General features: G+C 44.1%; 19 protein-coding genes and 2 tRNA genes. 5 read left to right on the plus strand and 16 right to left on the minus strand.

What is annotated here, in order from left to right; genetic code table 11:
• Nucleotides 1-21: 21 nt before the first annotated feature.
• The 6 genes from A8F94_RS07055 to A8F94_RS07080 form a co-directional block, all read right to left on the minus strand.
• On the minus strand, nucleotides 22-1,191 hold the full coding sequence (locus tag A8F94_RS07055; protein ID WP_077247596.1) for a cobalamin-independent methionine synthase II family protein: 1,170 nt from the start codon (nucleotides 1,189-1,191) through the stop codon (nucleotides 22-24).
• 13 nt (nucleotides 1,192-1,204) lie between these two features.
• Nucleotides 1,205-1,918 (minus strand): sulfurtransferase TusA family protein, encoded by a 714-nt coding sequence (locus A8F94_RS07060; RefSeq protein WP_066197651.1) that lies wholly within the window; start codon nucleotides 1,916-1,918, stop codon nucleotides 1,205-1,207.
• Between the two features lie 69 nt (nucleotides 1,919-1,987).
• Nucleotides 1,988-2,350: a DsrE family protein gene (locus A8F94_RS07065; protein ID WP_066197653.1), complete on the minus strand. Its 363-nt coding sequence runs from the start codon at nucleotides 2,348-2,350 to the stop codon at nucleotides 1,988-1,990.
• 47 nt (nucleotides 2,351-2,397) lie between these two features.
• Nucleotides 2,398-2,664 carry a sulfurtransferase TusA family protein gene (locus A8F94_RS07070; RefSeq protein ID WP_254660801.1) on the minus strand — a complete coding sequence of 89 codons (267 nt, stop codon included), beginning with the start codon at nucleotides 2,662-2,664 and terminating at the stop codon, nucleotides 2,398-2,400.
• A gap of 340 nt (nucleotides 2,665-3,004) precedes the next feature.
• Nucleotides 3,005-3,592, minus strand: coding sequence for a 50S ribosomal protein L25 (locus A8F94_RS07075; RefSeq protein WP_066197656.1), 588 nt, complete (start codon nucleotides 3,590-3,592; stop codon nucleotides 3,005-3,007).
• Between the two features lie 442 nt (nucleotides 3,593-4,034).
• Nucleotides 4,035-4,454: a YhcN/YlaJ family sporulation lipoprotein gene (locus tag A8F94_RS07080; protein ID WP_066197659.1), complete on the minus strand. Its 420-nt coding sequence runs from the start codon at nucleotides 4,452-4,454 to the stop codon at nucleotides 4,035-4,037.
• Nucleotides 4,455-5,296: 842 nt separating this feature from the next.
• Here A8F94_RS07080 and A8F94_RS07085 point away from each other — a divergent pair.
• Together A8F94_RS07085 and A8F94_RS07090 are read left to right on the plus strand one after the other, a co-directional pair.
• Nucleotides 5,297-7,693 (plus strand): beta-glucosidase, encoded by a 2,397-nt coding sequence (locus A8F94_RS07085; RefSeq protein WP_066197662.1) that lies wholly within the window; start codon nucleotides 5,297-5,299, stop codon nucleotides 7,691-7,693.
• A 148-nt stretch (nucleotides 7,694-7,841) separates the two neighbouring features.
• Entirely contained in the window at nucleotides 7,842-9,344 is a 1,503-nt protein-coding gene (locus A8F94_RS07090) for a right-handed parallel beta-helix repeat-containing protein (protein WP_254660802.1), read from the plus strand.
• Nucleotides 9,345-9,851: 507 nt separating this feature from the next.
• On the opposite strand, the gene groL is transcribed toward A8F94_RS07090, so the two are convergent.
• Together groL and groES are read right to left on the minus strand one after the other, a co-directional pair.
• Nucleotides 9,852-11,486 carry a chaperonin GroEL gene (gene groL, locus A8F94_RS07095; RefSeq protein ID WP_066197668.1) on the minus strand — a complete coding sequence of 545 codons (1,635 nt, stop codon included), beginning with the start codon at nucleotides 11,484-11,486 and terminating at the stop codon, nucleotides 9,852-9,854.
• 46 nt (nucleotides 11,487-11,532) lie between these two features.
• Nucleotides 11,533-11,817 (minus strand): co-chaperone GroES, encoded by a 285-nt coding sequence (gene groES, locus A8F94_RS07100; protein WP_066197671.1) that lies wholly within the window; start codon nucleotides 11,815-11,817, stop codon nucleotides 11,533-11,535.
• Nucleotides 11,818-12,258: 441 nt separating this feature from the next.
• On the opposite strand from groES, the gene A8F94_RS07105 reads away from it, so the two are divergent.
• Together A8F94_RS07105 and A8F94_RS07110 are read left to right on the plus strand one after the other, a co-directional pair.
• A complete protein-coding gene (locus A8F94_RS07105) occupies nucleotides 12,259-12,993 on the plus strand; it encodes a CPBP family intramembrane glutamic endopeptidase (protein ID WP_066197674.1) in 735 nt (244 codons plus the stop codon).
• Nucleotides 12,990-13,199, plus strand: coding sequence for a YdiK family protein (locus tag A8F94_RS07110; protein WP_066197676.1), 210 nt, complete (start codon nucleotides 12,990-12,992; stop codon nucleotides 13,197-13,199). The genes A8F94_RS07105 and A8F94_RS07110 overlap by 4 nt, the downstream gene beginning before the upstream one ends.
• 21 nt (nucleotides 13,200-13,220) lie before the next feature.
• On the opposite strand, the gene A8F94_RS07115 is transcribed toward A8F94_RS07110, so the two are convergent.
• On the minus strand, nucleotides 13,221-13,886 hold the full coding sequence (locus tag A8F94_RS07115; RefSeq protein WP_066197680.1) for a redox-sensing transcriptional repressor Rex: 666 nt from the start codon (nucleotides 13,884-13,886) through the stop codon (nucleotides 13,221-13,223).
• A 54-nt stretch (nucleotides 13,887-13,940) separates the two neighbouring features.
• Complete coding sequence (moaC, locus tag A8F94_RS07120; protein WP_066197683.1) at nucleotides 13,941-14,435, minus strand: cyclic pyranopterin monophosphate synthase MoaC; 495 nt, start codon at nucleotides 14,433-14,435, stop codon at nucleotides 13,941-13,943.
• Nucleotides 14,436-14,674: 239 nt separating this feature from the next.
• Here moaC and A8F94_RS07125 point away from each other — a divergent pair, with 239 nt between their 5' ends.
• Nucleotides 14,675-16,594, plus strand: coding sequence for an ABC-F family ATP-binding cassette domain-containing protein (locus A8F94_RS07125; protein ID WP_066197686.1), 1,920 nt, complete (start codon nucleotides 14,675-14,677; stop codon nucleotides 16,592-16,594).
• A 225-nt stretch (nucleotides 16,595-16,819) separates the two neighbouring features.
• Here A8F94_RS07125 and tsaD read toward each other — a convergent pair whose 3' ends face one another.
• From tsaD to A8F94_RS07155, 6 genes are all read right to left on the minus strand, one after another.
• Complete coding sequence (gene tsaD, locus A8F94_RS07130; protein ID WP_066197688.1) at nucleotides 16,820-17,842, minus strand: tRNA (adenosine(37)-N6)-threonylcarbamoyltransferase complex transferase subunit TsaD; 1,023 nt, start codon at nucleotides 17,840-17,842, stop codon at nucleotides 16,820-16,822.
• Nucleotides 17,839-18,297, minus strand: coding sequence for a ribosomal protein S18-alanine N-acetyltransferase (rimI, locus tag A8F94_RS07135; protein ID WP_066197690.1), 459 nt, complete (start codon nucleotides 18,295-18,297; stop codon nucleotides 17,839-17,841). Before rimI ends, tsaD begins: the two co-directional genes overlap by 4 nt.
• Entirely contained in the window at nucleotides 18,290-18,991 is a 702-nt protein-coding gene (gene tsaB, locus A8F94_RS07140; RefSeq protein ID WP_066197692.1) for a tRNA (adenosine(37)-N6)-threonylcarbamoyltransferase complex dimerization subunit type 1 TsaB, read from the minus strand. Before tsaB ends, rimI begins: the two co-directional genes overlap by 8 nt.
• Nucleotides 18,988-19,443: a tRNA (adenosine(37)-N6)-threonylcarbamoyltransferase complex ATPase subunit type 1 TsaE gene (gene tsaE / locus A8F94_RS07145; RefSeq protein ID WP_066197695.1), complete on the minus strand. Its 456-nt coding sequence runs from the start codon at nucleotides 19,441-19,443 to the stop codon at nucleotides 18,988-18,990. Before tsaE ends, tsaB begins: the two co-directional genes overlap by 4 nt.
• Nucleotides 19,444-19,666: 223 nt before the next feature.
• Nucleotides 19,667-19,743 (minus strand) — tRNA-Asp (locus tag A8F94_RS07150).
• Nucleotides 19,744-19,749: 6 nt separating this feature from the next.
• A tRNA-Met gene (locus A8F94_RS07155) sits at nucleotides 19,750-19,823 on the minus strand.
• Nucleotides 19,824-19,942 lie beyond the last annotated feature (119 nt).

A 19,942-nucleotide genomic window follows, 5' to 3' on the forward strand; every position in this document is an offset into this window, starting at 1 on the left:
GCTCTTCACTCCTCAAATTATTCAAACGCTAGCCATTTCCCGGAGTTTTTTTGCAGCCAATGCCATTGCTTTTAACTTTCCACAAGCAATTTCATCACTGTTCATCGGACGTTGGGCAAAGGTTCCAAAACCACAATCCGGATTTAAAAAGATTTTTTCATCAGGCAGGGTCGCTCTTATCTCTTCCACGCGTGCGACAATATCATCGACAGATTCAACATCCACCGTTCTCGGATTGACGACGCCAAACCCTAGTGTTTTGCCGCCAATATTTCGGATGGCATCAATTTCACCAGCACGGGGCGTTGCATATTCAAGAGCCAGCTGGTCAACATTTGCCTTTTCAAGGTATGGAATTAATGGAAAGTATGGGCCGCGCAGCAAGATGTCATCTTGAGTACTCCAATTCCCGCGGCAAATATGCACGCCAATCGTTGTTCCTCTTCCCAGCATGCCTTCCGTAACTTCATTAATCAACTCTAAAGCAAACGCCAACTCCTCATCCGCGTCCGCTTTGGCTGTCAGTGCTCCGCACATGAACGTCCGGTTTGCATTCTTTTTTGTAAACACAACCTCTGTTAAGACCGGCTCATCAAATTGGACAAACTCTACTCCAGCTGCAATGAGATCCTCTAGTTCTTCACGCAATACATGTACAATATCTTTTGATAAATCTTCTTTTGTCGGATATGCATCTGTTGACAGCCCTTCAATCCACATTGATCTTGTTAATAAATAAGGCCCTGGCAATGTTACTTTAGCCGCCTTGTCTGTATGTTGTTTTAAAAATAAAAAGTCATGTAATGCAAGCGGTTTTTTTCGGCTAATCTTGCCAGTTGCGGCAGGGTTGGACATTGAAAATGCCGGAACATCAAGTGTCCCCAATATTTCTTCAAAGCTTGATTTATCTTCAACATAATCCAGCAGTTCGGAAACACTTAGCATTCGAACATTATTTAAATGCTCAGCTACAAAAGAAATGTAATTATCACGGCGCTGTTCACCATCGGAAACAATATCAATGCCTGCTTCCTCCTGCCATTTCAAGCATTGCAGGACTGCGCGGTTCGCAACGGCCTGGAATTCATCATCCGTTATTCTACCCGCACGTTTATCTCGCATGGCTCTTTGTACTTCTTTCGACCGCGGCCAACTGCCAATGACGGTTACAGGAAATTTTGGCAACTTCATATACAAAACCTCCTCAATACACAATCATAAATTGTATATTGATGTTGATTGCTTGTTTAAGAGTTTGATAAATCGGAGACCTTTTGAGTGTATTTTCCCACAGCTTCTCCAAGTCATCTTCCGGCTGTGTTGACGAGACGTAGAAAGTTCCATTAATCTCCCGAATCCGCGGGCTTCCTTCGTCTTCCAATTCCAAATGATAAAGAACATTATCCAAACCGGCTTTAATGGACACTTCCAATTGGTCAATTTCAATAGTTCTTCTTGAAGCCTGAGCCTTAAAACCAACCGCTAAGTCTGAAGCCAGAGACCCCAGTAAGTAATCGATTGCGCTGGGAGCATCAACTTTAGATCCAAAATCGGCAGGTTGTCCGACCAGGAAAGTATGGTTTCTGGAATGAACTTTAGCAGTTAAACCCTTTTCAGCCTGGACTCGGACATTCCATTTATACCCCCTTGCGGCCTCAAAATCTGTTGTTAATTCTTCCAGTTTGAAACCTTTTCGGATAAAGTATCGAGTTGTGTTATCTCCTGGTTCTGAACCGAGAAATTCATGGTCAACCATTCTGCACCAGGCAGGCAAATCTTCCGCAACCGTCCGTTCCCGGCTGCGTACTTCTAAAATTTCTCCATTTGCTAAAGGATCCATTGCCTTTTTGATGATTAACAATAGGCCTGAACCACAATCCAAATCTCCGCCATCACAAACCGCTTTTGGAGTCTCCATAACATCACCTTTTTCAGTTAACCATATCGTTTAAATGGAATTTTTAATCGAAACACCTTCATGTAATTTTTAATAAGTTATAGAAGCAGCGCCCTGACTTAAGAATTCAACAACTTTCGCTCCGCCAACAATCGTAGCCCCCTCAATTAAGTCCTCTTCGCCAAGATTGCGCTTCTTGTAGCATGGGCTGCATACCCAAATAATTCCGCCTGCTTCAATAAATTGGTCCATCAGTTGTCTTAATGGAGCAAATCCTTCTTCATGAATATCTTCAGCATAGCCTTTTGATCCCAGGTAGGCGCCTTCAACATTCAAGAAGACAACCGTTTCCTGACCGGATGCAACAGCCGCATTCGCAACAACAAAGCCAACAGTGGCTTTATCAGAATCATTTTTCGCATTTGTTAAACTGACTAAAAATTTTTTAGACATGGTAATCCTCCTAATAAATGTTTTGTTTTAATATGAAAAAGGTTGAATCAGCCTTTTTTAATAAAATAGTGGGAGACATTCCCTTCATCATACCGGTGCACCAAATGGTGATTTTGCAATCTGCACCAGGCAGGAATATCTTCACGCGCCCCCAGGTCATAGGAAATAACCTCAATTATTTCTCCACTGTTCATTTTTTTCATTGTTAAAAACAAGTTCATAATTAACTCGCCGCAGCCTGTCGGGCCCGCATCATAGGTCACTATTGGTGAGTACTGCTCTCCCATCTTTTTCGTTCCCTTCACATTTGCCATTTATAAACTTAGCTTCTTTAAGTATAAGCCTTGATTTTTTAAGGTTAAATTTATTTTATAGATAATTTCTATAAAAATTAATCTACTTTTTAGATAAATGGGTATTTTACCTCATACACAAAGGCTAAATCGTGTAAACGGCTGGGGCTAGGACATGTGTCAATCTTTTGACAGACTAAAAAACCACTTCCCCGATTAAGGGAAGTGGTATGAATAGTATTGCTGCTCTTAAATGTATTGACAAAGTTTTTCGGTTTATTTATAATTCTAAACGGTAATTTGAAGTTAGCTAAGCTTGGCAGAGCATTAGCAAGGAGGCTATTTGTTGCAGAAAGTATTTTTAAACTTCAACTGCACTTATATCCTCTTCTTCCTCTGTAGTCTCTACATTGTCTATCATTATTATAGTTTCATCATTCTCATGATTGATTGTAAAGTTACTATAATCTTTTTTAAGGTCTCCTACTCGTACAGTCCGACCGATTTCAAAATCAGTAATATTAATTTCAATATTATCAGGGATATCATTTGCATTAGCGGTTATATTCAATTCGTGAAGAAATTGTTTCACTATTCCCCCGGCTTTCTCGCCATTCGATGTTCCCTTTAGAATTACATTCACTTTAGTGTCGATTTCAGTGTGCTGATTAACCTGAAGGAAGTCTACATGAATTACTTCTTTTGTTATAGCTTTATTTTGATAATCTCTTAAAATAACATTTGTTGATTTTCCATTAAGGTTAAGAGATATTATGCTATTTCTACCACCAGCTTTTATCACTTTTAGTAAATCTGCGTTTTTGATAGAGATAGATTTTGTATTAATCTCACTACCATAAACAACCGCAGGAATCTCTCCATTATTTTTCAATTTCCTCAATGAACCCTTTTTAAAGTCTTTTCTTTCTTGAGCTACTAACGTATTCATTTTACTTCCGCCTTTCTTTTTATTTAAATCTTAAACTTTCATTTTTATAGGAATGTCTAAGAATTACCTTACTATTCAAGTATATCTAATCACTGCTATTATTTCATTGAAAAGGCCCATTCAAAATATTTTGTTCGATCAACCTAAAAAAGCCATGCCTCAGTTTTATTAAAATTGATGCCGGATTAAGACTATAACCCTTTAACATTCTTAACAGTTTTCAGATAGGTTGTGTCAAAAGAATTTAGAAGAATATGAAGATCAAAATTCCTTCTAGATACTCTTTTACTACCTCAACTTAAACCCTTCGCTATATATAGTCACTAAAAAAACACCCCAAAAGATCAGATTTAACTCTAACATTTGGGGTGCAGTATATTTTTAGGTGTGTCGGTAACGGTAATCCGCGATGTATAGCATTCCAAATTCTTCAAAGGATCCTTCAATTGGATGTCCACTGGCTATCATTAGACAAATCATTCATTCGATCATAGACATCAGGGTTAACTGAGGCATCGGGGTTAACTGAGATATATACATTTTCAATATCAGGGTCAATTGTTTTTGCTTGTTCCGCTATCCTTTGTGCAACGTCCTTAGGTAGATCATTATTGTTATTTTTGAGTTGTACAGCTACATAAGCATTATTATTTTTTATAGTTACATTCGACTTATCAACTTCATTCATTGAAACAATTTTATCCTCAATTTGTTCTGCACCCTTCATCCCTTGTGTATCATCGTTAACATTATTTATATTAGCATCATGTCTATTGTTATCATTTGAGCCGTCATTATTAACACCACAGGCTGAAAGAACCAAAGCTGTTAATGCAACTGAAACTAAAGCTATTCGTTTCATAAAAACCCTCCTTTGTTTTACACTTTCTTATATTGCGATCATTTATTCGTCAATATACATGTTATGTGATTTTCCTATACAAAGGTAAGAAAATATTAAGAAAAGACAGGTGGAATTCTGCGAAGTTCCTACTTTTTTATTTGGAAAGCCAACATAAATACAATGATCACTTAACTCGATAGGCCAACCCTTTCGAAGGCAAAGACATTTTTGGAACGGAATTTAAGTGTTAACGCTGATTTCCATTGTTGCGTTTGTTGTTCAGGAGTCACTTCGCCCCCCTCCTCCGGTACTATCTACATAATTTAAGTTAATTCATAAAAGTATTATTCACCTATAAACACTGATACATCAATGTTTATGGGTGTTTTTTGTTTTCCCGGAATACGTTAGAAAACGAAAGGAATGGATTTTGTTTTGCAGTGATTTTACATTTTTATTGATTTATTTCACTAAAAATTTCAGCAGAGAAAGCAGTAAACAGTTGAAAAATTTGTGTAGGGACTACTTATACATATCTTCAAAAGGTTGTATTGTTAGTTCTTCATCTTCTTCTCTTAGTTCTTTTCAAAAGGTATGTATATACTCTTAAAGTTGTCTCTTATCATCTTTTATTAATGTATACTCCAGTTTTTGGGGTGTGTTTTTCAGTGACCTCGAACCGTCCTCATGCTTCTGAAATTTTGCGATTTGGAATAAGCGTCCATTCATTTTTTAATTTTAGAAATGGATATGTTAACGAATTATTTCCAAACTAAAAGACATTATAGATAGCAAGGGAGAAATTTAACAAATTATTTCAAAACTAACGCACTACATAGAATAGTAAGGGAGATATTAAGTTGATAAAACGAACGATTACAATTTTTTTGACAGCAATAATCTTCATGTCTACGTTCGTAATGCCTACTTATGCGGAGAACGGTGGAACACAAGGGAATAGGCCCTGGATGAACACCAAGCTCTCTGCTGAGAAGCGCACCGAGCTGCTTCTCGATGCGATGACGATTGAACAGAAGATGCAGCAAATCGTTATCTCGCGCTTCAACGAAAACGATACCGGTGAGACGGTCGTCATCAACAGGGGAGGTACCAGTAAGTACCAGAACGGGGTATTCGAGCCCCAGGGTACTCTGCCTGGATGTGAGTGGCAGGACACCGGTCGGCAGATCCGTGGAATCGAGGAACTAGGTATCCCCACAATCCGCATGACCAACGGTGGTACAGGTGTGAAGGGCGGGTCGTGTGGCAATGACCCATTGGCGACTGGCCTACCTTCCACCTTGGCCATGGCCGCGACTTTCAATCGCAAGCTAAACAATGAGGCTGGTCGGATCCTTGGTCAGGAAACCCGGGCCTTTGCACATCACGTGATGCTCGGGCCGGGCATGAACCTCGTGCGTCACCCGTACAATGGCCGGAACTATGAGTACTTCAGTGAGGATCCATACCTGACGGGTACACTAGCAATCGAGCAGGTCAAGGGAATCCAAGCCCAGGGGGTCCAGGCCCAGCTTAAGCATCTAGCAGGCAACGAGCAGGAAACTGAGCGATGGACGATGGGTGTACAGGTTCCCTCACGTGCTATGAACGAGCTGTATATGTTGCCCTTCGAGATGGCCGCTAAGGATGCTAATCCAGCCTCTTTTATGTGCTCGTTCCCAGATGTCAATGGAACCTTTGCCTGTGACAGCTCTGAACTGCTTCAGGATGCTTTACGCAAAAGCTGGGGCTTCAACGGTTATGTCATGAGTGACCGTCGCGCGATTCATAACACGGTCTCTGCTATTAAGGCGGGCACAAATGTTGAGCTCGACTGGGCACCACAGTACTACACCCAGGAGAAAATCAAGAAGGCCCTTGATTCGGGTCAGGTCACCGAGAACGACATCGACAATCTGCTTCGTCCACGGTATATCAAGATGATCGAATTCGGCCATATGGATAAGCCTTTCAACAAGTTCCTGCCGGAAATCGTCGATGCGAAGGCAAATGGTACGAGCGCTCGGAAGATGGCCGAGGAAGGGGCCGTGCTGTTGAAGAACGAAAACGGCTTCCTGCCACTTGATGGAAAGCCGAAGTCGATCGCACTGATCGGCGTCGAGTGGTTCGCCGGTATAGCCAAGATGTCCCCGCGCTCCATTAGGGTAAACAATGAGAACGTCGTGACCCCTTACACGGTCACCCCACAGCAGGGCTTGGAAAACGTTATTAAGGAGCTGGGCTACAACACCAAGGTGACGTACAACGATGGCAGTAACCCGCAGGCTGCTGCCAAACTGGCCTCACAGTCTGACATTGTGCTGCTCATGGTCGGCGACACCCCGGGTGAGACCGTCGACCGCGGAACTCTCGGCTTCCCGGCTATCAATCGGGTGGAGCAGGAGCCGCTGATCGATGCGGTCCTGAAGGCAAACGCGAAGAACACCGCTATGATCCTGAAGACCTCCGGTACAGTGCTCATGCCGTGGTTGGATCAGGTTCCTGCCGTACTCGAGGCATGGTACCCGGGCATGGAAGATGGCAATGCTGTTGCCAATCTGCTCTACGGGAAGGTCAATCCTTCCGGAAAGCTGCCTATGACGTTTGGTGCTAAAGCTCGAGAGGCCGCTTTCGCGACCGAGAAGCAGTACCCAGGAACTCGTCAAGACACCGGCAAGCCTGGTGGCCCAGGCCCGTATGGTAACGGTTCCCAACAGTTGATTGCCCAGTACACCGAAGGCCTGCAGATGGGTTACCGCTGGTACGAGGCCAACAATGTAAAGCCGGTCTTCCCTTTCGGATACGGTCTATCGTACACGACCTTCAAGTATGACGGCCTTAAGGTGAAGAGGGTTCGCGGCAACAAAGGCTCGTTGTCCGGTATTGACGTGTCCTTTACCGTTACGAACACCGGTGACGTTGCCGGAAAAGAGGCGGCACAGGTCTACCTAACCCTGCCGGACGAGGCAGGGCAGCCGACTAAGCGACTTGTAAACTTTGAGAAGATTGACCTAAAGCCCGGTGAGAGCAAGACGGTGACACTAAGGATTAACCAGGCAGCCTCCAACCATCCGTTCTCCTATTTTAATCCCAAAGAACCGGACAACCTGGCGAACTGGGCTGACGGCCAGTGGGCAACAGCTGATGGAAAGTACCGCGTACATGTCGGTGGTTCCTCGGCAGACACTCCACTGGTAAAGGACATTCCGTTGAACTTCAAACTCGGCAAAGGCAACAAGGGAAAGGGCTCTAAGTAATAGACCCCGGGTCATGGGATGATGCCGTCGACCGGCAGAGGTCGTCGAAACATCCCAAAAGCGGTGAGCGAGTAGCTCACCGCTTTTCTCCTTGTCTCCATGGGCGACGAGAGGATGAAAAATTTCCAGTAAGGATGTGAGAAGTTTGATGAAGAAATCAGTTCGGAACAGCCGGCGAGGTTTGGCGAATTCGTGGTGGGTGGTTTTTGGCCTGATGTTCCTCTTGATCGCATGTACCGTGAAGGAACCTGACAAGCCAGTCGAGATCGATGAAACTGTCGAACCAGCCCCGTCCAAGCGCGGCGACTGGCATGTCCCCGGCTTGGTGGACCGGTCCGGCAAGCCAATCAAGGTGCCGACGCCGGGTCCGACCAAGGGCAGGACTCTGGACGTCACGCACTTCGGGGCAGATCCGGATCCGGACTCAAAAGACGACGCAGCAGCCATCAGGAATGCCCTGGAAGCGGCAAAGCCGGGTGACGAGGTCTTTCTGCCGGCCGGCACGTATGACCTGCGCACCACTGACCCGGACGACGAGTCAGCGAACATCGTGTTGCGCAGCGGCGTGGACCTGCGGGGCGAGGGTCAGGAGAGCACCGTGCTGCTGACCTCCTTCGACGGTGAGGATGACAGCCGGGTGATCCGCGGCTCCGGTGTCCACGACGTCATCATCGCTGATTTCACCATTACCTCCCGTTATAAGGGACCGCTCGGCGATGACCCCGACAACGGCGATACGGGTGGAGGTCCTATGTACGGGATCTACCTCGGAGCCCACGAAGGGAAGGCCAGCTCCCGGATCCTTGTGGAGAACATGGGCATTCGTAGGTTCAAGCGCCACGGAATCTCCGTCAAGGCCAGCCGTGAAGTGACCCTCACTGAAAACTCTGTAAGTGAGGCAACTGCCGTTGGTCCCGGAGGACAGGGCTATGGAATTGCTATCGAGGGCTCAGCGGATCAGCACGACCCAAATGCTGCCAACGATTCCAGGCACAACATGGTGATCGGCAATACCTTCGATGGCAGGCATTTGCGGCATGCCATTCTGCTTCAGTTCCCCACGCACAACAATCTCGTAGCGGAGAACACCATCACCGGCAGCATCCTCGATGCCATCGACCTGCACGGCGAGGGTGAATACCTAAACGAGATCCGGAACAACAAGGTAATCGGCGGGAAAAGGGCGGGAATTGCGCTCGGTAATTCCGGCGGGGCTAAGAACAAGCATGATGCCTCAGGTCCTGGAAACTGGGTGCACTCCAATGACTTGATTGGAAACCGTCAGGGAGTCCTTGTTATTTTGGGAACTCCTGACACCCTCATTGAGGACAACAGAATCACCGCTGGGGATGATTCACGGGTCGGCATTGAGGTCCGTAATGCGCCAGGCACAAAGATAAACGGTAACCACATCACTGGAGGGACTGACAAGTTCTCGGCCATCCGCCTCATCAAGGACCGCGGTGCTGACGGACGGGGCAAAGGAATCCCGTCAGACATCAGGATCAAGGACAACGTCATTCAGGCCGCCAATGGCATCAAGATCGATGCCGGGAAAAACCTCTGTATAATGGAAAACACTTTCGACGGCATTGAGGGAGACGAGTTGAGGGTGGCCGATGGGATAAAGGTGAGCAAGTCTTGTCCCTAATCGACAATATGTTTAACAGTTGTGGCATTTCCCCGTGGCATAACGCCCTTATACCACACTACATAATAGGTCTGGTGAGCTGAGCCGATACAGAAAATCAGCATAGCAATCATTAGACAAGGTCTTTCTGCTGTTTATGACCGGATTGTGAGACTTAGATTAGCGGGAACGGCTTCTTGCAGTAACTATTCAGGGGAGTTTCGATTGGCTACGGCCAGTGGTACTTGCCATAAAGCATGCCTGCGAAACAGTATGCGCTTATTAATAAGCTAGTGGCAAGGTGATGAAATTCAGGTACTAAACAGCAGCGTCATCAAGTTACCTGATTTATACTAAAGTTTGGCAGATGTATTGAAGGACTATTGTCCTAAAAAAAGAGGCTTCTCATAAGTTCGCGGAACTCATGAGAAACCTCTAATTTTAGGAGAGAAATGTTAGCAAAAGCATTTCACTTTCACCTTACATACAAACACAGCCATAGGTCGTCTTAAGGGTTCAGACGGCTTATTACATCATGCCGCCCATGCCACCCATTCCACCCATGTCAGGCATTCCGCCGCCTGCACCAGCTGGTTCCGGCTTGTCAGCAACAACTGCTTCAGTTGTCAGGAACATAGCCGCAACAGATGCAGCGTTTTGAAGTGCTGAACGAGTTACTTTAGTTGGGTCAACAATACCGGTGTCAATCATGTTTACCCACTCGCCGGTCGCAGCGTTGAAACCAGTACCGATTTCTTCACGCTTCAGGCGCTCAACGATAACAGAACCTTCAAGTCCAGCGTTTTGGGCAATAGTGCGCACTGGCTCTTCCATAGCGCGAAGAACAAGCTTCACACCAGTAGCTTCGTCACCTTCAGCCTGGATTTCAGCCACCTTGCTGTACACGTTTAGAAGGGCTACGCCTCCTCCAGAAACGATTCCTTCCTCAACAGCAGCCCGTGTTGCGTTCAGGGCGTCTTCGATGCGAAGTTTGCGCTCTTTCAATTCCGTTTCAGTTGCAGCACCAACTTTAATGACAGCTACGCCGCCAGCCAATTTTGCAAGGCGCTCCTGAAGCTTTTCACGGTCAAACTCGGAGGTTGTTTCTTCCAGTTGAACACGGATTTGGTTTACGCGGCCTGCGATTGCATCTGAATCGCCTGCACCTTCAACGATTGTTGTGTTTTCTTTCGTAACCACAACTTTGGAAGCACGGCCAAGAGACTGGATTGTAGCCGACTTAAGGTCACGGCCAAGCTCTTCAGTGATGACTTCTGCACCAGTAAGAGCAGCAATGTCTTCAAGCATTGCCTTACGGCGGTCACCGAAGCCAGGAGCTTTAACAGCAACAGCATTAAATGTACCGCGGAGCTTGTTTACTACCAAAGTAGCTAGAGCTTCACCTTCAACATCTTCAGCAATCAGCAACAATGGCTTGCCCTGTTGGACAACCTGCTCAAGTACAGGCAGGATTTCTTGGATGTTGGCGATTTTCTTATCTGTAATCAGGATATATGGATTTTCAAGCTCAGCTTCCATTTTATCTGTGTTTGTTACCATGTATGGAGATGCATATCCACGGTCGAATTGCATACCTTCAACTACATCCAGCTCTGTAGTGAAGCCTTTGGATTCCTCGATTGTAATAACACCGTCGTTTCCTACACGTTCCATTGCTTCTGCAATCAATTGGCCAACTTCATCGTTGTCAGCAGAAATAGAAGCAACCTGGGCAATCGATTCTTTTCCTTCGATTGGCTTGGCAATTGCCTTTAATTCTTCAACGGCAACCTTTGTTGCTTTTTCAATTCCTCTGCGAAGAACCATTGGGTTCGCACCAGCTGTAACGTTCTTAAGGCCTTCACGGATCATCGCCTGAGCAAGAACCGTTGCAGTCGTTGTACCGTCACCGGCAACATCGTTTGTTTTGCTCGCTACTTCTGCAACAAGCTTCGCACCCATGTTTTCGAATGCATCTTCAAGCTCGATTTCTTTTGCAATTGTCACACCGTCATTTGTAATGAGCGGAGAACCGAATTTCTTTTCAAGGACAACGTTACGCCCTTTAGGTCCGAGTGTAACTTTAACAGTATCTGCAAGTGCATCTACACCGCGTAGCATCGCGCGGCGAGCATCTTCACTGAACTTAATGTCTTTAGCCATTGTTCAAAACCTCCATGTCAAGATTTTTTTATTACGATACTGGCTATTAGCCGATTTTTGCAAGGATGTCGCTTTCACGAAGAATCAGATATTCAGTACCCTGGTACTTCACTTCTGTTCCTGCGTATTTTGAGAAGATGATACGGTCGCCTTCCGAAACCTCAAGGGCAACACGTTCACCGTTGTCGAGTATACGGCCTGTGCCAACTGCGACAACTTTACCCTCTTGTGGCTTTTCTTTAGCTGTATCTGGCAATACAATTCCGCTTGCTGTCTTTTCTTCAGACTCAACAAGCTCAATGATAATGCGATCACCAAGTGGTCTTAACATGTAAACAACCTCCTCAAAGTTTATGTAGAGTTTTTATTAGCACTCTCTCATCTTGAGTGCTAACACAATTATTATAATAATGAATCGGCTTTTCATTTGCAAGCGTGAAGTATAAATTTTTATTAAAAAAAATCAACCTTAAAAGTATATCCTTTAGTGGTACAGATATGCAGAACGTTTCTTATTTGAAATACACTTTACTTTATGAAACAATTAGGGATAGCGCTTAGAAATGGGATTTCGTGCTGGCCTGCATATACCTTTTTACAGCTGGCATCTAAATTAAATTAAAGGGAACTTTATAATGTAAACCTCCTATCAGTGGAGGCATTTAGGCCAAACTGATGGTTAGGTGACCAACGAGACCTTTACTAATATACCTCTCAACTTAATCGCTGGGATTTTACCGCTTGTAAGAGTGGGATAAAAGGAGCTACAGACTTGAAACGTGAATATGGATTTGTCTTGATTGTCTATATTGCCATGCAGCTTTCAAGCCTTATTGGTGTACCGTTACTGGCCATAGGATTGTCCAGGGGCGGGAGGGCCCTTGAAGTTGTACAGGCAGACGCAATGAACTATTGGATTTTAATCAGTTTCATAAGTGCCCTCCTCCTCATTCTGTTCATCCTTCGAAAAGAAATGGGTGAATCGCTTCAAAGGATGCGGGGAGAGGACGCCAGGCAAGCTTTACTTTGGGGGATAGGCGGGATTTTCCTGGCCTATTTTGCACAAATCTTAGCTGCTTCCATTGAACAGATGCTTGGAATTAAGCCTGGATCGGAAAATACTCAGGAAATTATGAAAATGATATATGGTTTTCCAGCGGTCATGTTTGTCACATCAATAGTTGGACCGATACTTGAGGAAATCGTCTTTCGTAAAATCATTTTTGGAAGCCTTCATAGGCGCTTTAACTTTTTTATATCAGCTTTGCTCAGCTCTCTCATTTTCGCAGCGGCACATATGGAATTTGAGCATATTCTTTTATATTCCGCAATGGGCTTCACTTTTGCATTCCTATATGTTAAAACAGGAAGAATCATCGTACCCATTTTTGCCCATGTCGCTATGAACACAATTGTCGTGATTATCCAATTTATCTTTAAAGAAGAAATTGAAAAAATAATGCAAGAAGCAGAAAAAATGCAAAACTTCATCGGAGGGTTCCTATGAGACCGACACCTTTGTTTTCAGCTTTTATCTATATCCTTCTAGGGGTATTGTTCACTTATTTTGCAATTGAAAATGTCAGGCAGGAAGGCTGGGGGTTTTTTTCCTGGTTGCTTGTTATCCTCGCTACCTTTGATTTTGGAGCAGGTGTAAGAATCATATTGTTTTATTACAAAATTAAAAAAGCACAGAACAACCAAAAAAAGTGAGTCCGGATTCGGACTCACTTTTTAACTTTCTTCGACTTCCTCCACGAAATCTACAGAAGGATAATTTTTCAAAAAATAAATTAAGGATTGCAGTTCGACTGCTAAATCAATATGATGAACCCTTATGGATGGGGGGACGTTTAACCGTGCAGGCGTGAAATTCAAAATCCCTTTCACATTTGCCTGGACAAGCTTATCTGTAATTGGCTGAGCAGCAGAGGCAGGCACTGTTAAAATCGCTACAGAAATATTTTCATTTTCTAAACGGCTTTCCAAGTCATCCATATGAAAGACTGGCACATTGCTAATTTTGGTTCCAACCTTTGAGGGATCGACATCGAACGCCATTTCAAACTTTGTATTGTTGTTTTTTAAAAAGTTATAATTCAAAAAAGCCGTACCTAGGTTACCCACCCCAATCAGGGCAACCTTTGTCAACTCATCCTGATCAAGTGTCTTGCGGAAAAAACCGAGCAGATAATTCACATTATACCCATATCCCTTTTTGCCAAGCGCGCCAAAGTATGAAAAATCCCTGCGGATTGTAGCAGAGTCAACTTTAACTGCTTCACTTAGTTCCGCAGACGAAACCCTTTGCTTACCAGATGTGTGGAGATTCTTTAAAAACCTGTAATAAAGAGGCAGGCGCTTGGCAGTAGCCTGCGGTATTTTTATTGTTTCACTCATCCCTATCCCCCAATTCTTTTCTTCTAATGCCACGTGTAATCAATTAAATCAATCTCAGCTCACTTCAGTTTCCCTTTTAAAATCCCCATTCTTTCCGCCCGTCTTCTCCATTAGGTAGGTTGGGCCGATAATCATTCCTTTATCAACTGCTTTACACATATCATAAACGGTCAATGCACAAGCAGAAGCCGCGGTTAGAGCTTCCATTTCCACACCGGTATTTCCTTTCGTTTTCACGGCGGCAGCAATTTTCAGCCTGTATCCCTCTTCGTCATTTTCCCACTGGAATGTTATATCAACACCTGTTAATGGGATGGGATGGCACATCGGAATGATTTCCGACGTTTTCTTTGCGGCCATGATGGCGGCTACTTGAGCAACAGCAAGCACATCGCCCTTTTTCATCTGATTATTCGTTATCCGTTCGTATATTTCATTATTCACTAGTATGCTGGAATAGGCAACTGCGGTTCTAAGTGTCTCAGGCTTATCGCTGACATCGACCATCCTTGCCCGGCCTTCTTCGTTAAAATGGGTGAATTCAGCCATATCTAAACTCCTCTCGAGTGCTGTTACCTGTTTTTAACCGGTCAGATAAGCAATTTGTGGGTGTTAGTATTTGTTTCATCTTGAATAATACACTATTTTCCGGCAATTGTGTATTGGCTATATTTTCGTTATAACACTTTGTTAACATAATTTTTGCTTAACAAAGCGTCCTATTCGGTCAGATTATTGCCGACTTAGTAATGATACGTTACACTTTAGGGGTAATGAGGTGATTACGAATGATCTTGCTTCAAGTAAACCAGGTTGCAAAATACTTTGGTGCTGACTTAATCTTATCCAATATAAAGCTGGAACTGCAAACTCGGGACCGGGTTGCGCTTGTCGGCAGAAATGGCGCGGGCAAATCCACACTTTTGAAAATAATCTCCGGCCAAATGAGTCATGATGGCGGAGAAATAATAAAGCCAAAGGATGCAACAATGGGCTACCTTGCTCAGAATACCGGGCTAGAATCAAACCTTTCCATTTGGGATGAAATGCTTAAGGTATTTGAGGAAGTTCGTAAACTGGAGACCACTTTGCGTTCACTCGAGAACAGAATGGCGGACCCCGCTGTTTTTGAGGACGCGGTGATGTACGAGAGAGTATTAAAAGAATATGATACTCTCCAAATACGATACAAGGAACAAGGCGGATATCAATATGAGGCTGACATTCGCTCGGTATTGCATGGCCTGAACTTTCATAGTTTCGATTATTCAACTAGTGTATCATCGTTGAGTGGCGGTCAAAAAACCCGGCTGGCATTAGGCAAGCTCCTGCTTGCAAAACCCAACATTCTGATATTGGACGAGCCCACCAATCATCTTGATATTGAAACACTTTCGTGGCTTGAACAATATCTTCAAAGCTACGAGGGAGCCATTTTGATTGTTTCCCACGACCGTTATTTCCTCGATAAGGTCGTTAACCAGGTGTATGAGCTCTCGCGGATGCAAATACAGAAATACAGTGGAAATTATAGCTCATATCTCGATCAAAAGGCCGAAAATTATGAACGAGAAATGAAACTATATGAAAAACAGCAGGACGAAGTAGCGAAACTCCAGGATTTTATCCAGCGGAACCTTGCCCGCGCCTCAACGACAAAGCGTGCCCAAAGCAGACGAAAAAGGCTTGAGAAAATGGATTTAATGGAACGGCCCTCAGGAGATGAAAAATCTGCTGTCTTCTCCTTTGAAATTGAACGGCAAAGCGGCAATGATGTCCTGAACGTCGATTCCGTTGCAATTGGCTATGAACAAGCTGTTTCCGAAAACATTACATTCAGTATCAAAAAAGGGGACAGTATTGCTCTTGTTGGGCCAAATGGCATTGGCAAGTCCACACTGCTAAAAACAATCGTCAAGCTTTTACCTAGTATTTCCGGATCCATCCATTATGGAACAAATGTAAAAATAGGGTACTATGACCAGGAACAGGCTAATTTAAGGTCAAATAAACGCGTTCTAAATGAACTTTGGGATGATTATCCTTTAAAGACCGAGAAAGAAATCCGGACAATCCTTGGAAATTTCCTGTTCTCTGGAGATGATGTGCTAAAGCCCGTTTCAGCATTAAGCGGAGGGGAAAAAGCAAGGCTAGCATTAGCGAAACTCATGCTCGAAAAGTCCAACTTCCTCATATTGGATGAGCCAACAAACCATCTTGATCTTGACAGTAAGGAAGTATTGGAAAATGCATTAATTGATTATCCTGGGACTTTGTTATTCGTCTCGCATGACCGATACTTTATTAACAGGATTGCAACAAAAGTTTTCGAATTAAGTAAGACAGACTGTACCGAGTACCTTGGAGACTATGACTACTTCCTGGAGAAAAAACAAGAGATGCTCGAACTTGCGGAACTTGATAAAAAACCTTCTGCTAGCAGTGATACCATTGCAGATACAGGAAAAACTACTTTTCAACAGGAAAAAGAATTTAAAAGGCTTGACCGACAGCGCAAACGGAAGCTTGAGGAGATTGAAAGAAGAATTGAAGAACTAGAAGGTAAATTAGAGGAGAATGAACAGCTTCTCTGTGAACCTGATGTTTATCAAAATCATGAGCGAGTACTGAAATTAAATCAGCAAAATGAACAAGTACGTACCGAACTTGACTCCCTGCTTGAAGAATGGGCCGAATTGGCAGAGTAAGCGCAGGATTACCTGCGCTTTTTCCACATATTTATCCACAATAAATCCCTTTATAAATAAGTTATCAACCGACTTATCCACTTTATCCACAATTAAACTAAATTTTATCCACATTACCAACAGGAACATACGTGCTTATCCACAATCCATCTTTTTTATTGATGGAATTTTCAACTATTTATCCACAAAAAAGGCCGATAGGGTATCCTACCGGCATTTTACTAATCAATTGTATTTTTCAATAGATAATCCCGGATTGGCATTCAGGCTTAAATTGGCCCGAATTCCTTTTTCGTACATAACGCTCCCAGCCGCTGCTATCATTGCTGCATTGTCGGTACATAGGGAAAGAGGAGGGATGACAAGATCGACATCCTGCATACTTATAAAGGCTTCCTCTAGAGCCTGTCTCAATCCTTTATTCGCAGCAACTCCACCGGCAAGTAAAACTTGTCTAACATTGTATTCCTTTGCAGCCAGCGCAGCCTTAGTTACAAGTACTTCTATAACACTTTCCTGAAAGCTTGCGGCCAGTTCGGCCGGTTCGATTGTTTCACCACGTTGCTGGGCATTATGGACAGTATTAATAACAGCAGATTTTAAGCCGCTGAAACTAAAATCATACGACCCTTCCTCAAGCCAGGCTCGTGGGAGTGGAATAGAAGCACTTCCTTGCTGGGCAAGCCTATCAATGTGAGGGCCCCCAGGATACGGCATGTTCAAGACTCTCGCCACCTTATCATAAGCTTCCCCAGCAGCATCATCTCGCGTTTCTCCGACCACTTCAAAGTGGCCATGTTCTTTCATATAGACCAACTCGGTATGGCCCCCTGAAACAACAAGGGCCATTAACGGAAATTTCATTTCAGCCACAATCCTGTTGGCATAAATATGACCGGCGATATGGTGGACGGGAACTAACGGTTTCTGGTGTGCAAAAGCAAGAGCCTTTGCAGCATTCACCCCTATCAAAAGTGCACCCACTAGTCCAGGGCCCTCAGTTACCGCTATAGCATCAATATCCTCCATCGCTACATCCGCCTGCTTCAATGCTTCTTCAAGCACAATCGTCATTTCCTCAACATGGTGGCGCGAGGCAATTTCGGGGACAACCCCGCCAAACCGTTTATGGCTTTCAATTTGGGAAGCTACTACGTTTGCTACAATCTGTCTTCCATTTTTTATAATTGCGACAGCTGTTTCATCACAGCTTGTTTCTATTCCTAATATGATTTGTTCTTTCATCATAGTTTCACCCACATGACAATCCCATCTTCGCCATTGTCTGTATAATATTTTTTTCTTATTCCGCCTTCCTGAAAGCCAAGCTTCTTGTAAAGGCTTCTTGCAGGTGTATTGGACACTCGTACTTCAAGGGTCATGCTTGTTGCTCCCATTTGCCTAGACAGATCCATCACCTTCCTCAGTAACGCTTCTCCGAGCCTCATCCCCCTAAATTGGGGAAGTAGCGCAATATTCGTTACATGTGCTTCATCCACAACGATCCAAACCCCACAATAGCCTATGACTTCGCCCTTATCCTCCACAACGAAATAAACAGCATATTGGTTGTGGTGTAGCTCATTATAAAAGGCCTCCCTGCTCCAAGGCAAGGTGAATGACTCTTTTTCAATGATCATAATTTGGTCGAGGTCTTCTTCCTTCATATATCTGAAAGAGAGGGTTCCATACGTATCATTCATTTTCAGTTCCCCTCGCCTCAAGCCACTTTGCTTCAGCCTCGGCTAGACGAATATAGTTAGGTACAAATGAATGAGTATCAATTGGCTTCTTATCCTTTCCTAGGAAAGCTAGCTCTGAAGGCCTTGGGTTCATTTCAGGGAACAAACCAAGGACTGCATTCCTTCCCAGGACTGATCTAATTACTGTTTCATGCAGGCTGGCATCATTACCCAAAAATAATACCCTTTCCTCGAGCCCTGCGAGATACTTTGACCATTCCTCCATCATAATCAACCTGTCCGGATTGACAGTCTCCATTGTCCCATTTTTCACTTGATAAAGACCCGTATAAACCTGGCCGCGCCGAGCATCAAAAAGAGGTGAGATAAGACCTTCAAAATGTCGGCCATTCATAGCCAATACCAGCAGGCTTGAAATGCCCACCAACGGGATGTTCAGAGACCAGGCCATCGTTTTTGCAACGGTCACCCCAATCCTTACACCCGTATAGGAACCAGGTCCTTCCGCCACTACTATTCGATCAAGGTCGGCTGGTTTTAATCCTGCCTCATGTAAAACAAGTTCAATGGCAGGCATAATCCTTATTGAATGGTTTTTCTTTAAGTTGGTAATATACTCCGCAATTACCCGATCCCCATCCGTCACAGCTACCCCTAGCGGATAATTTGATGTGTCGATTGCTAAGATTTTCATAAGAAGAACTCCTTACATAATTGCTCATACCTGCTTCCCCTTGGCGTAAAAAGAAGCTTTCTCCTGTTATCTGGCTCAAGGGTTATACGTATATCCAGTCTCTCAGCGGGAAGCTGCTCGCCAATCAGGTGCGCCCATTCAACAACAGTTACGCCTTCCCCATTGAAGTATTCATCAAACCCAAGATCCTCATATTGATCGGATACTCTGTATACATCCATATGGTACAGGGGCATCCGTCCATAATATTCTTTAATAATTGTAAAGGTTGGGCTGTTCACCATTCTTTTAATCCCAAGACCAACTGCCAAACCTTTTGTAAAGGTTGTTTTTCCCGCACCAAGGTCCCCTTCGAGTGTCAGTACATCCCCCGGCTTAAGAAAGCCAGCTAGCCTCTCAGACAAGCGCAGGGTATCCTCGCTGCCTGATGAGATATAGTCAAATGAATTCATGTTATCACCTTATCCAACCGGAACTTTTTTACTTATCTTTGTCTGAATAGCTGTAAAAAAACCTTAGGAAGATTGGCTCCTAAGGAATTTGCTCATATATGTAGTGTACATGATTTTATAGAAATGGGCAAAAAAGCCAGGCATTCCAAGGGTATGTCCCCTAGAAATAAAAAAAGACGAAACCTATTGTTTCGTTTTCCTTTACCAGTCTATTAAACTGAAATGGCGGTCTGGACGGGACTCGAACCCGCGACCTCCTGCGTGACAGGCAGGCATTCTAACCAACTGAACTACCAGACCATATGATTGCGGGGGCAGGATTTGAACCTGCGACCTTCGGGTTATGAGCCCGACGAGCTACCAGACTGCTCCACCCCGCGACGATAATATAATTTATTTTATGATCTCAATTTTATTTTTAGTTACAAATAACAAAAATAAAATTGGGATAGCCCGGCAGCGTCCTACTCTCACAGGGGTTTGCACCCCAACTACCATC

It is taken from the genome of Bacillus sp. FJAT-27225 (genome assembly GCF_001685025.1).
In the GTDB taxonomy this organism is placed as follows: domain Bacteria; phylum Bacillota; class Bacilli; order Bacillales; family Cytobacillaceae; genus Bacillus_D.